The 12,755-nt window shown below is 61.0% G+C and carries 10 protein-coding genes and 3 pseudogenes; 5 read left to right on the plus strand and 8 right to left on the minus strand.

Going from position 1 to position 12,755, the window contains the following annotated elements:
* The first annotated feature begins 84 nt into the window (after window positions 1–84).
* Entirely contained in the window at window positions 85–498 is a 414-nt protein-coding gene (gene gloA, locus ACST81_RS24245; RefSeq protein ID WP_438753990.1) for a lactoylglutathione lyase, read from the plus strand.
* Window positions 499–578: 80 nt separating this feature from the next.
* Here the strand turns inward: gloA and ACST81_RS24250 are convergent, their stop codons facing one another.
* The 4 genes from ACST81_RS24250 to ACST81_RS24265 all read right to left on the minus strand — a co-directional run bounded on the left by ACST81_RS24250 (window position 579) and on the right by ACST81_RS24265 (window position 5,283).
* On the minus strand, window positions 579–1,538 hold the full coding sequence (locus ACST81_RS24250; RefSeq protein WP_438753992.1) for an ABC transporter permease: 960 nt from the start codon (window positions 1,536–1,538) through the stop codon (window positions 579–581).
* 10 nt (window positions 1,539–1,548) lie between these two features.
* A complete protein-coding gene (locus ACST81_RS24255) occupies window positions 1,549–3,051 on the minus strand; it encodes a sugar ABC transporter ATP-binding protein (protein WP_438753993.1) in 1,503 nt (500 codons plus the stop codon).
* Between the two features lie 6 nt (window positions 3,052–3,057).
* On the minus strand, window positions 3,058–4,041 hold the full coding sequence (locus tag ACST81_RS24260; protein ID WP_438754628.1) for an ABC transporter permease: 984 nt from the start codon (window positions 4,039–4,041) through the stop codon (window positions 3,058–3,060).
* Window positions 4,042–4,200: 159 nt separating this feature from the next.
* Window positions 4,201–5,283 (minus strand): sugar ABC transporter substrate-binding protein, encoded by a 1,083-nt coding sequence (locus tag ACST81_RS24265; RefSeq protein WP_438753995.1) that lies wholly within the window; start codon window positions 5,281–5,283, stop codon window positions 4,201–4,203.
* 226 nt (window positions 5,284–5,509) lie between these two features.
* On the opposite strand from ACST81_RS24265, the gene ACST81_RS24270 reads away from it, so the two are divergent.
* Entirely contained in the window at window positions 5,510–7,099 is a 1,590-nt protein-coding gene (locus ACST81_RS24270) for a GMC family oxidoreductase (RefSeq protein ID WP_438753996.1), read from the plus strand.
* Window positions 7,100–7,113: 14 nt separating this feature from the next.
* Window positions 7,114–8,388, plus strand: a complete 1,275-nt coding sequence (locus ACST81_RS24275; protein ID WP_438753998.1) for a glycerate kinase type-2 family protein — start codon at window positions 7,114–7,116, stop codon at window positions 8,386–8,388.
* Between the two features lie 14 nt (window positions 8,389–8,402).
* Here ACST81_RS24275 and ACST81_RS24280 read toward each other — a convergent pair.
* From ACST81_RS24280 to ACST81_RS24290, 3 genes and pseudogenes are all read right to left on the minus strand, one after another.
* A pseudogene (locus ACST81_RS24280) lies at window positions 8,403–8,507 on the minus strand (IS5/IS1182 family transposase); the annotation flags it as partial.
* 30 nt (window positions 8,508–8,537) lie between these two features.
* Window positions 8,538–9,227 (minus strand): SMC-Scp complex subunit ScpB, encoded by a 690-nt coding sequence (gene scpB / locus ACST81_RS24285; protein WP_438754000.1) that lies wholly within the window; start codon window positions 9,225–9,227, stop codon window positions 8,538–8,540.
* 2 nt (window positions 9,228–9,229) lie between these two features.
* On the minus strand, window positions 9,230–10,189 hold the full coding sequence (locus ACST81_RS24290; protein WP_438754002.1) for a DUF1403 family protein: 960 nt from the start codon (window positions 10,187–10,189) through the stop codon (window positions 9,230–9,232).
* Between the two features lie 260 nt (window positions 10,190–10,449).
* On the opposite strand from ACST81_RS24290, the pseudogene ACST81_RS24295 reads away from it, so the two are divergent.
* A pseudogene (locus ACST81_RS24295) lies at window positions 10,450–10,650 on the plus strand (PIN domain-containing protein); the annotation flags it as partial.
* Window positions 10,651–10,696: 46 nt separating this feature from the next.
* Window positions 10,697–11,723, plus strand: a pseudogene (locus ACST81_RS24300) (tyrosine-type recombinase/integrase).
* Window positions 11,724–12,082: 359 nt separating this feature from the next.
* Here the strand turns inward: ACST81_RS24300 and ACST81_RS24305 are convergent.
* Entirely contained in the window at window positions 12,083–12,580 is a 498-nt protein-coding gene (locus ACST81_RS24305; RefSeq protein ID WP_438754004.1) for an NUDIX hydrolase, read from the minus strand.
* Between the last annotated feature and the right edge of the window lie 175 nt (window positions 12,581–12,755).

The raw sequence follows: 12,755 nt of genomic DNA on the forward strand, positions 1-12,755 counted from the left end.
AACATCAAGGGCGCCGTGCATTTTCGCACTGCTCTTATGTCGAAAATCAGAATGAAAACCATATCTTATTGGAGGAAGAAGACGATGAGCGCTGCAAGCGGCTTTCGCAATATGCACACGATGATCCGGGTTTTCGACCTGGATGCCTCGATCAAATTCTACACCGAGCTTCTCGGCATGACGCTTCTGCGCCGCGACGACTATCCGGGCGGAAAATTCACCAACGCTTTCGTCGGCTATGGCCCGGAGGAAACCGATACGGTCATCGAACTCACCTTTAACTGGGGTCGCGAGGAAGGCTACGACCTCGGCACGGCATTCGGCCATCTGGCGCTTGGCGTTCGCGATATCTACGCCGTGTGCGCCGAGCTGGAAAAGCAGGGCGCGCGCATACCGCGACCGCCAGGCCCGATGCTGCACGGCACGACGCATATCGCCTTCATCGAAGATCCGGACGGCTACAAGATCGAGCTGATCGACCTCGATACGATGTCCTGAGCGGGCGTTTTCGGAACCGCGCCTGATGGCGCGGTTCCTTTCCCGACCGTGGGACGCTTTCCTGGGAGGAAATTGCGTTCTCATTTGATGACCGGAATTTTCGAGCGGTCGATGGTGATGGCCACAGCGATGATCAGCACAGCCCCGAAAACCACGTTTTCCGCGAAGATGTTGACACCGATGAAGGTCATGCCGATGCGGACGATCGAGATGATCAGCGCGCCGACCGCCGTGCGCGCCACACCGCCGAGCCCCCCGGTAATGGCAGTACCGCCGACGATAACCGCGGCGATGGCGGGCAGTAGCAACTGGTTGGCAAGGCTCGGCGAACCGCTGGAAAGCCTTGCAGCCAGAATGACGCCGGCGATCGCCGCCAGCGTGCCGGAAATGGCAAAGGCAATGATCTTGGTACGATCGACATTGACGCCGGCGGCAAGGGCTGCCGGTTCACCAGCACCAACCGCCAGGCTGTAGCGGCCAAAGCGCGTGTAGCGCAGCACCATGAAGCTGATGATGCCGACGATGGCGGCGAGCATGGCGACGACCGGAATGCCGGCAACGGTTCCGTTGATCCAGGTGGTGCTGAGGCGGCCACCCTCCTCGATGGTGATCGCCCGCCCCTGCGCAAACCAGAGCGCTATGCCGGCAACGACGCCGCCGGTCGCAAGCGTCGCGACGAAGGACGGAACGCGCAGGCGCACATGGACAATGCCGCTGAGGATGCCGAAGATAAGCCCGGACCCAATTGCGACCGGGAAAGCCAATGCGCCCATGGACGGCAGCAACTGCGCGAGAATGACGCTTGCAAGCGACGCCACGGCCTGGATCGACAGATCAATGCCGCCGATGAGGATAACGAAGGTGACGCCGGTCGCGAGGATGAAGAGCACAGCGGTGTTACCAAGCAGAAGCCCTAGAGTTTCGCCCGTCAGGAAGCCCGGCGAGCCGATCTCGACGATGGCGATCAGCAGCACCAGCAGCGCCGGAGGAATGGCGCCCTGCACCCAACTGGCGGCAAAAAAGTCGGATAGTTTCTTCATGGCTGTTTCCTCACACCATTTCCCGGACGAGATCGACCTGGTCGGGCTTGTTGCCGGCAGCAGCATCGAAACGCGCCGTGACTTCGCCGTCCCGCATGACGAGAACCCTGTGGGAAAGCCCGATGGTTTCCTCCAGCGTGTCCGAAAGAAGCAGGATGGCGATGCCCTGTGCGGAGAGATCGCGGACGAGTTCGTAGACCTCCTCCTTGGCGCCGACATCCAGACCGCGGGTCGGATGATCGAGGATCAAAACACGCGAACCGGCCGTCATCCAGCGGGCGAGAACCACCTTTTGCTGGTTGCCGCCTGAAAGCTTGCGACACGCAATGTCCGGGCCAGGTGCCTTGATGCGCAGCTTGCGGATCCAGTCGGTGGCAAGACTGCGTTCCATCGCATAATTGATCTTGCCGTTCTTCATGACGCTGGAAAGATCGGCAAGCGTGATGTTTTCGGCGATCGACAGGAACATCACTAGCCCCTCGATCCGGCGTTCGCGCGGAATGTAACCGATGCTCTTGCGCACCGCCTGCTCCGGCGAGGTAAAGCGCACAGCCTCACCCTTCACTTTCAGCGAGCCTTCCGTCTGCGGGAGGAAACCGCCAAGCGTCCGGGTGATCTCCTCGCGGCCGGAGCCGACGACGCCGGCTATGCCGACGATTTCACCGGCGTGAATCTTGAAGTCTACTCCGTGAAACGCACCTTTGACGCCGAGCCCATTGGCTTCGAGAATCACTTCAGGACCGGGCGCCATCTGGCGCGGCTCCTTGTAGTATTCGGTCTGCAGGCCGCGGCCAACCATGATCTCGTGCAGTTCCGGGCCGGTCACCTGGCTTGCCTGATGCTCGGCGACGACTTCGCCATCCTTCATCGTGTAGACCCGATCGGAAATGCGCAGGACTTCATCGAGGCGGTGCGACACGAACACGAAACTCGCCCGCTTCTTCAGGGTGCGGATGCGCTCGAACAGCACGTCGATGTCGGACGATGTCAGAACCGACGTCGGCTCGTCGAGCAGGATGACCAGCGGCCGCGACACGCTTTCCTCCAGCGTCAGTGCCTTGGCGAGCTCGACCATCTGGCGGGCGGCGAAGGACAGTTCCGAGGTGCGCGTCGTCACATCGATATCGACGCCGATCTTGCCGAGCTGGCGTCGCGCCGCTTCCCGCATCGCCCTCCAGTTGACGATGCCGAGGCGGGTGAACTGATGTTCCTGGCCAAGGTAGATATTCTCGGCGACCGACATGTTGAGAAGCAGCGATTGCTCCTGAAACACCATGCCGATGCCATGAACAGCGGCGTCACGCGTGCTGCGCAAACGCAGTCGCTCGCCATCCAGTAACATCGTGCCTGAGTCTGGCTGCAGCGTGCCCGCGAGCGTGCGCATCAGCGTCGATTTACCGGCGCCATTTTCACCGATCAGGCCGATGACTTCATTGGGCCGGATTTCCAGCGAGACGTTCTTCAGCGCCTTGACGCCCATGAAGGATTTCGAGATTCCGTTGACTGACAACATAGCCGTTCACTTCACGATCTTGAGACGGAGACGATCGAGCGACAGCGCGACGGCGGCGATGATCATCAGGCCTTGCACGGTCTGCTGCACATATGGGGAGATGCCCAGAAGCACCATGCCATTGGCAAGCACGGTAACAATCAGCACGCCAACCAGCGTATTGAGCACGCCGCCCTCGCCACCGGTCAGCGCCGTTCCACCGACGACGACGGCCGTGACGGCTGCAAACAGGCGGCCGTCGGCGATCACGGCATTCGACTGGCCAAGCTGTGCGGCAGCCAAAACCCCGGCAATGCCGAAGAAGAAACCGGCGACACCGAAAGCGGTAATGCGGACACGCTTGAGATTGACGCCGGACAGTTCGGCCACGTCCTCGCCACCACCGATCGCCAGGATGTGCCGGCCGAGGCGCGTGTGATATTGGATAATAATGGCCAGGGCAAAAGCGGCCGCGGCGACCCATACGGCCAGCGGCAAGCCGAGAAAGCGTTCCAGCGCCAGCGAGCGGATGGAATTGTCCATCAGCCGGATGGCTGAGCCGCCGAGCATGAAAACCGAAAGGCCAAGGCCGATGAACCAGATGCCGAGCGTTGCCATGAAAGATGGAATGCGCAAAACCGTCTGGATGATACCGTTCAGCAGGCCCATCGCCGTGCTGGCTGCGATTGCCGCGACAACGGCAAGCCAGCCGTAGTCATTGCCGTTGGCGTCATTGCTTGCAAGCAGCACCAGCACCATGGCCGCGACGGAAAGCGCGCCTTCCACGGACAGGTCGATGCTGCCCATCAGGATGATGAATGTCATGCCCATGGCGAGCGTGAGTGGCACCGCCGACGAATTGGCGATGCGCACGAGATTGCGTATTTCGATGAAATTCGGATTTGCGATGGTGATCAGCACGCATAGCACGACAAGCACGATCAGCGGTGCGAAAGTGCGCAGGCGGCGGGCGCCCTGGCCACGAAAGAAACGCGCAAAAACAGCATCCATGGCTGATGTCCGCTCCAGGTTGGTGACGGGCTTCATGGTTTCAGAATTGATCGTCAAAAGATATACTCCGCATCCGGGCTGAAACGCCGGCAACGGAAACGTTCCGCTGCCGGCTATACACGACGGCCCATGGCGCGCCGGGCATCTGTTTTGAGATGCTTACGTTCTGATCTGGCCGACGACACGGCCCCACAGATCCGTCCAATCGAGGTTCGGCTGGGCCTCGACATTGGTCTTGTAATATTCCTCGACATTGTCCTTGGTGATCGAAACCACCTTGCCGTAGAACTCGCGGTGCTCCGCCGGCTCGGCGGCCGGGTCGAACTTCTTCATCAGGGCATTGTAGCCGAGCGCCAGGCCGATACCGCCCTGCCAGAACGGATCGGATGTGATCGTGGCAGCGAATTCGCCCGTGCGTACGGCATCGACTGCGGCCTTGATGCCATCGATACCGACGACCGGAACCTTGCCGGCGAGGCCTTCCGCACGAAGCGCTTCGAGCGCGCCGGTGCCCATGTCGTCATTGGCAGCCCAAATACCCTTGATTTCGTCGCCAAAACGGGTGAGCAGATTGCCGGTCAGGTCGAAGGCTTCGGTGGACTTCCAGTTGGCGACCTGAAAATCGAGCAGCTTGATATTCGGGTTGGCAGCAAGGGCCGCTTCAAGGCCCTTCTTGCGTTCGATGGCCGCGGTGTTCGAAATCTGGCCACCGAGCGCGATGATGCCGCCCGAGCCGCCGATCGCCTTGAACAGGATTTCGGCGATCTCCTTGCCGCTGGAAATCCCGTCGAACTCGATATGCGAAACATAGTTCGGATTGAAGTCCACCGGATGAAGATCGGCCGGCTTGTTCCACTGGGTGACAACATAGGCGCCAGCCGCCTTGCAGGCCTCGACGATCGGACGCGCATCGGGGGTATCGTTCGGATCCGAATTGAGAACCATGTTGCCGCCGGTCTTGGCCAGCATCGCCTTGATATCGGCAATGCCCTTTTCGCTGTTGCCTTCGGATACCAGCGTCACATGCTCCAGCCCGGCAAACTTGGCGAAGGCTTCGGCGCCGGTTTTCCACACGGCATGATACGGATTGGACAGTGACCGGATCGAGGTCACCAATGTCGGCGCTCCCTGCGCGAACAGGCGCTTCGGCATGGCCGAAACAGCGAGACCTGTCGCCGCGCCGATCATCAGCGTTCGGCGGTTGATCTCGCCGAAATTCATCAAAGTCTTCCCATCTTTCATTCTCAATCCTCCCGTTGGAATTCTGCAAACTGCGGTTCAGCAGCTTTGTGCGGATGCTTTAAACTGGTCCGAAAGCCTGTCGTGCCCTCCAATATTTGTACGACAACCCTTCAACACGATAACCATACCCTTTCTCTTGACGTCGCACAAGAGACTTGAGATGGTGCGCGCCGAAGAGATGCAAAGCTGATGAAAAACCGGCAGAAAATCTCAAGCGGAGGAATGAATGCCCGACTATATCATCATCGGCGGCGGTTCTGCGGGATGCGTTCTCGCGGCGCGACTGACCGAGGATCCGGCCGTTACCGTCACCCTGCTCGAGGCGGGTCCGCGCGACACGAACTTCTACATCCATCTCCCTGTGGGTTTCTTCAAGATGACGGCAGGCCCGCTGATCTGGGGCTATGAAACCGCGCCCGGTCGCGAAATCGGCGGACGTCGGATGGTCTATCCGCAGGCGCGCGTGCTCGGCGGCGGCAGTTCCATCAATGCGCAGGTCTTCACCCGTGGCTGCCCGGAGGATTACGACGCCTGGGCGCATGAGGAAGGTTGCGACGGCTGGTCCTACACGGATGTGCTGCCCTATTTCCGGCGCTCCGAAGGCAACGACTCGCTCGGCGGCCCGCATCACGGCACCCAAGGCCCGCTTGGTGTCACCTCGACGACACCGCATCCGCTCACCCGCGTTTTTGTCCGCGCAGCGCAGGAAGCAGGCCTTCCCTACAATGGCGATTTCAACAGCGGCAGCCAGCAGGGTACCGGCTTCTATCAGGCGACGACGAAGAACGGCAAGCGCAGCAGCACCGCTACCGGCTATCTGAAACCGGCCCTTTCTCGCAAGAACCTGACGCTGCGCACCGACGTCATGGTCAACCGGATCGTCATCGAGAACGGCAAGGCCATCGGCGTCGAAATCATCGAGAACGGACGGCCCGTGACTCTACGGGCGGACCGTGAAGTCATCGTCACATCAGGCGCCATCGGCTCGCCGAAACTGCTGATGCTCTCAGGCATTGGTCCGGCCGAACATCTGCGGTCCGTCGGCATTGACGCGCTTCATGATCTCAGCGGCGTCGGCCAGAACCTGCAGGACCATATGGATGTCGATGTTCTCGCCGAACTGTCGGGCTCCCACGGTATTGACCGCTACAAGAAGTTGCATTGGCAGGCGATGGCCGGGCTTGAATATATGTTGTTCGGTAAGGGACCGGTTGCCTCCAACATCGTCGAAGCGGGCGCCTTCTGGTGGGGTGACAAGACGGAAAGGACGCCCGATATCCAATTTCACTTTCTCCCCGGCGCCGGCGTCGAGGAGGGGATCGGATCTGTTCCCGGCGGCAACGGCTGCACGCTCAATTCCTATCCCGTACGCCCGCGCTCGCGCGGCAGCGTGACACTGCGCACCGCAAATGCGACGGATGCTCCGATCATCGACCCGAACCCCTATGCCGAGCCCTACGATCTCGAACGCGCTGCCGACGGCATTCTCATCAGCCGGGACATCCTAGCCCAAGAAGCCTTCAAACCATACATCAAGCGCGAACATCTTCCCGGTACGCAGGTCACCAACCGGCAACAGGCCATGGCCTTTGCCCGCGAGCATGGCCGTTCGGCCTACCACCCCGTCGGCACCTGCCGCATGGGCCCGGCCGATAATGCCGACGCCGTCGTCGATCCGCAATTGCGCGTCCGCGGCATCGGGGGCCTGCGGGTGTGCGACAGCTCCGTCATGCCGCGCCTGATCTCTTCCAATACCAATGCGGCAACGGTCATGATTGCCGAAAAAGCGGCCGATCTCATCCGGGCCGGGCATTGAACCAAGGACTTCCTATGCAACTCCTCGATCCACGCCGCTTCCTGCGCGCGACCTTCGATGCGGCCGTCAGGGCCGCCGACCCGATCCACGGCATTCGCCAGCACCTGCCTGAAAAACCGAAGGGCCGCACCATCGTCATCGGTGCCGGCAAGGCGTCGGCACAAATGGCGGCAGCGCTCGAGACCCTCTGGGACGGGCCGATCGAAGGCCTCGTCGTTACCCGCTACGGTTTTTCGGCGCCCTGTAAGCAGATCGAAATCATCGAGGCGTCTCACCCCGTTCCGGACGAGGCCGGCCTCGCCGCATCCGGCCGCCTGCTCCGGGCCGTGGAAGGGATGACCAAAGACGATCTCGTCATCGCGCTCATCTCCGGCGGCGGCTCCGCCCTTCTGCCCTCTCCCGCGCATGGCCTGACGCTTGCCGACGAGATTGCCGTCAACGAAGTCCTTCTGGCGTCCGGCGCCCCAATCTCGGCGATGAATATCATCCGCAAGCATATCTCCACCATCAAGGGTGGACGCCTTGCAGCCGCCGCCCATCCGGCCAAGGTCGTCTCCTTCATCGTCTCCGATATTCCCGGCGATAATCCCGCGCTGGTCGCCTCCGGTCCGACCGTTCCCGATGCAGGAACTCGGCAGGATGCGCTCGCCTTGATCGATGCCTATCGCATGAACCTTCCCGAAACCGTCCTGGCGCATCTTGAATCTTCGGCAGCAGACGGGCTGGGGCCTGACGATTCGCGGTTTGCTCGCAACGAAGTCCATGTCGTCGCCTCGGCCGCGGTCTCGCTTGAAGCCGCTGCCAAAGAAGCGCGCAGGCACGGCATCGAAGCCCGGATTCTCTCGGATTCGGTCGAAGGAGAATCCCGTGACGTGGCGAGCATGCATGCAGCCATCGCCCGCGAGATCGCAACACGTGACAGGCCCTTCACCAAACCTGTCCTGCTGCTTTCCGGCGGCGAGACGACCGTGACGCTGCGCGCGAAGGGCAAGGGCGGCCGCAACAGCGAGTTCCTCCTATCCTTCGCACTCGGCATAAACGGCATCGCCGGCATTCATGCACTTGCAGCCGATACGGATGGCATTGATGGATCCGAGGACAATGCCGGCGCCTTTGCCGATGGTCATACCGTCGAGCGCCTGCGCAAAGCCGGCGTCGATGCCAAGTCGATGTTGATGCAGAACAACGCCTGGACGGCCTTTCACGCCGTTAATGATCTACTTGTCACAGGTCCAACCTTCACAAATGTGAACGATTTCCGAGCTATTCTCGTTACTAGAGCGTGGTGATGATTTAACGATCCGAGCCAGATTGCGATAGCGGCAAGTTTTACGACGCCCATGAAGTTGGCAAGGCGTTTATCGTATCTGGTTGCGACGCGCCGGAACGGCTTGAGCTCGTTGAAGAAAATCCATGGCCAATCTCCAAACTTAAATCATCACTTCTCCAGAACGTCGCTCTCCGTCAGCCCGATCGCGGTTTCCTCGAGCGCCTGCCGACTGAGCAGCCCGGCGTCTTCGAGCCCTTCCAGATCGGGCAGGTCACGCAGTGTCTCAAGTCCGAACGCCGATAGGAAATGCCTCGTCGTTACATAGGTGTAGGGCGCGCCGGGCGTCGGGCTGCGCGGGCCGGAGCCGAGAAACCCAGCATCGCGCAGGCCGGCAATCGTGTCGCGGCTTATCTCCTTGCCGAACATGGTGGACAGCGCGCCGCGGGTCACCGGCTGCAAATAGGCGATCGCTGCCAGCACTGCAGCCTCATGCTCCGACAGAGACGCCGGGGGCGACCGCGCTGGCGCCTGCGATGCCCGGATCGCAGATGCGTAAGCCGAACGGCTTCGATGCTGCCAGCCGCCGGCCACCGCGACGATATCATAGGGACGGGGCCGCAGTTCCTCGCGCAAATCGTCGATGAGGAGATCGATGCTGCAGCTCTTTCCGACCACGCGCGCCAAAATCCCGCGGCTGACCGGCTCGCTGGCGGCAAAGATCACCGCCTCGACGCGCAGCATCCATTCGCGCCAGCGCAGTTCCGGCGGTAAATCCTCAAGCTCCCGATCAAAGAGGGTTTCATCCTCCGACTTCGGTCTGCGGCCTCGAACTGCTTTGGCTGCATTTGATCCGGCCATCGTCACAGCCCAAACATCCGAAAGGAGGTGCGGCCGGAGAGTTCGCGCACCGCGCCAAAACTTTCCAGTCGCTCGAACAATCGCGTAGCCGCCCAGCGGGAGAGGTGGCTGCCCGGCGCGGAGGCGGGCACGGCATCCTCGTTGAGCAGCTTTTCGATCACGACGCTGGCGCCTTTGGTTCGCACCTTCGGCGCCACCGCCAATAGTTTCTCGGCACGCCGGCCGATGTCATTGGCCTGCCGCAAGGCCTCGACCGTGGCGGACACGAGCGCCAGGCACACCGCCCGCGGGAAAGCGGTCTCCCCGGGCCGCACCCGTCCGCGGCCTCCGATCGTCTTGAACGCCGCGCCATAACGCTCGCCCATCGTGAGCGGCATGCCATACTTCCAGCCGAGCTTTTCCGCCAGCAGCCGATCGGCCAGCCACCAGGCGAGGATTTCGGCATCGGGCCGGGAGGCGCAGATCTTTGCCACCAGGTCCGCGACGGCGAAGGGTGCCGCACGGCCGGATTGCAGCGCGGCGTCGAACAAGTCGGCAATCTCGCTCATGCCGTCGCGGCGCAAGCCGATCAGTTCCGCCAACTCTTGCAAAACCTTGCTGCCGATCGTCCATTTCTTCGCCGCCAGTCTTTGGAAGGCCAAAAGCGTCGCGCCGGCCGGGCCTGGATCGTCGCCGGGCGCGGTCAACAGCACCCCATCACGAAGCCCTGCCTCACCGACATTGCGGCCAAGCAGTTGCACGGCGGATTGTGCGCTCCTGAGCGCCAGACGCTGACGCCAGCAGCCCGCCCAAGCTGGCTCGGCGCGAACCAGATCGTCAAGCGATTTCAATGCGATGCCGGCGGCGAAGGCGGCGTCTGTATCGCCCAAATCGTGCTGGCGCGCGCTCGCCCAGGCCGGCAGGAACAGCATGGCCACCGGCCCGATCGGGGCGGCGAGAGGGGAACGGAAGCGCGAATCCATGCCGCTGAGCATAACCAAGACGAGCAGTTTATGCTACTATTTTCAGTTCAAAACGCACAGCATGTCAGCCGACTTCACATCCGATGATCTTGCCTTATCGGATATTATGGAGAGATGGACCAAACCGTCGAGCAAAACGATGATAATCACGCTTAGCAGGCTGTCGGAAAAGGCCTAGCGTGATCGCATTTGTCATGAATCACCTGCTCCAACGAGATGAACGTTGATGGAGGTGCGGCGGTGATGAGTTGGACCTGTGACTGTACAAGCTCGGCATTGAGATTGTCTCCGCCGAGGCAGAACATGCCGACCAGACGCGCCGTGCCTGGCGCCGCTATGGCAGGGGTCGCTACCCAGCAATCTACGCCGACTGCTGTTCCTACGCGCTTGCAGCGTTTACCGGCGAGCCGCTTCTCTACAAGAACAACGACTTCTCGCAAACCGATACAGCATCGGTTTGACGAGGCCCCTGGAGAACCGATCGCCCCCCACCAGCCTTCGGAGACGATCGCGACTGACGGCGCAGCAGGCAAACGGCTTGCCGGATTCCCCTCCCCTCCCCTCCCTGGCCATCTGAAAAACCTCACTGATCGTGCTCGCGTCTATGTCGAGGCGGCGAGTTCGCTCAATACGCGCAAGGCCTGTACATCCGATTGGAAGCATTTCGCAGCCTGGTGCCGTCGCTCGGGCTTATCCCATTCCTCCGCATCCCCAAACCGTCGGGCTTTACATAGCCGCCTGTGCTTCTGGCGCCACCGAGTGCGGCATGAAGGCAGACTCTGTCTCGACGATCGAGCGTCGTCTTTCATCGCTGTCCTGGAATTATAACCAGCGCGGTCTCCACCTCGACCGGAAGGATCGGCACATCGCGGCTGTCATGGCTGGCATCCGCAACAGCCACGCCAGACCGTCAATGCAGAATGAGGCGGTTCTGGCGGAAGGTATCGTCGCCATGCTTGAGTCACTGGACCGAGGCACCCTGCGTGGAATGCGCGACCATGCCATGCTGCTGATTGGCTATGCTGGCGGGCTGCGGCGTTCGGAGATCGTCGGTCTCGATATAAATGCCGAGCAGGCGAAGATGGCTGCGGCTGGATCGAGTTCCTCGACAAGGGATGCTGATAAAATTGTGCGGCAAGACCGGTTGGCGCGAGGTCGAGGATGGTTCGTCCCATGCCACCCTGGTTATTGCCGTTGAAATCTGGATCAAGTTTGCCGGGCTTGCCCATGGCCCCGTCTTCCGGCGCGTCATGGGACAGCGAAAAACGGTCGGAGCAGATTGAGCGCCAAGCAAATGGCGCGGCGGGTCAAGCGTGCAGCGATGGCTGCGGGCGTTCGGGGCGACCTAAACGAACTGGAGCGAGCTTTCACGTTCTCAGGTCATTCGCTGCGGGCAGGCCTGGAATCGTCCGCTGAAACGGACGAACGGTATGTGCAAATACAACTCGGCCACGCTTCAGCTGAGATGGCGCGCGAGTACCGGCGCCGGCGTGACAGCCTTCGGATCAATCTCACCAAGGCCGCAGGTCTATAGCCGCCCGAGATTCAAGAAAGGTCCCAGTTTACGTTCCACTGTCGAAGACGCGTCGTCAGCATCCTGCAAGTCGATGCCAAATCGGGCGTATCGAAGGTGTCTGCTATGGAAGTGAAAAACACATTTCCCTACTCAAAGTAACAGCTGTTACCATTGCGCCCACTCAATGGAGCGCACTCCAGTTGAGGATTCGACATCCGCATATAGCAATACGTTCGGGCGGCGCTGCGGCCCCCGCCCTCCGTCGAACCACGCCCGAACCCGCTTACGGTATCAGAGAAGGAGTGCTGTAGCCCCAACGCGGATTCATCAATTCCGGCTGTGTCTGATCCGGTGAAGGCGGGGCACTATCAACTCCGCTATCGCGGTGCAAACTCGATGATTAGCGACTTGAGTTCCACTTCCCGGACACGCCGCGCGGCTTCATCCGGGCTCACCCAAGCCGATCGTCGCTGGCCCTTCTCCTTGAACTTGTCGGCAGTTTCGCGAGCCTCGATCTGGAAGACGTCAACGATGCAGGGTACGACGGCGCCGGTCTCCAGTGTTTTCAGATAGGTGTAGCTGCCGACCGCCTTCTTCCTCACGGGACCACGAACGCCGGCTTCCTGTTCAGCCTCGATCGCGGCGGCCTCGTAAAGCGCCTTGTTCTTCATCGGCCAGCCTTTTGGAATAACCCAGCGGCCGCTTTCGCGCGACGTCACCACCAGCACTTCGATTTCACCGGGCTTCTGTGTGAAGCGGAAGCACAGCGCCGCGACCTGCTGCCGGAACGATCCGGAAAACAATTTTTCCGGAGACGCTGCCAATTGCTGCAGCAATGTCTTGGGTCGGCCGCCCTCCTTCTTGATGTCCCTCAATGCGATATTCTCACCGTCCCGACGACCAAGGCCGAGAGAGGGCCGCGTGCATGTCAAACAGGAATTTCGAAACTGTCATTATATCGGATATGTCCTTGTTGACCCGAACGAGCGACGGGCTGTCAAACCCGCCGGAGCACATATCGTCGCATAACCGTATTGGCGACTGGGGTCC

The sequence above is a fragment of the Pararhizobium sp. O133 genome (assembly GCF_051669845.1).
Lineage (GTDB): Bacteria > Pseudomonadota > Alphaproteobacteria > Rhizobiales > Rhizobiaceae > Pararhizobium.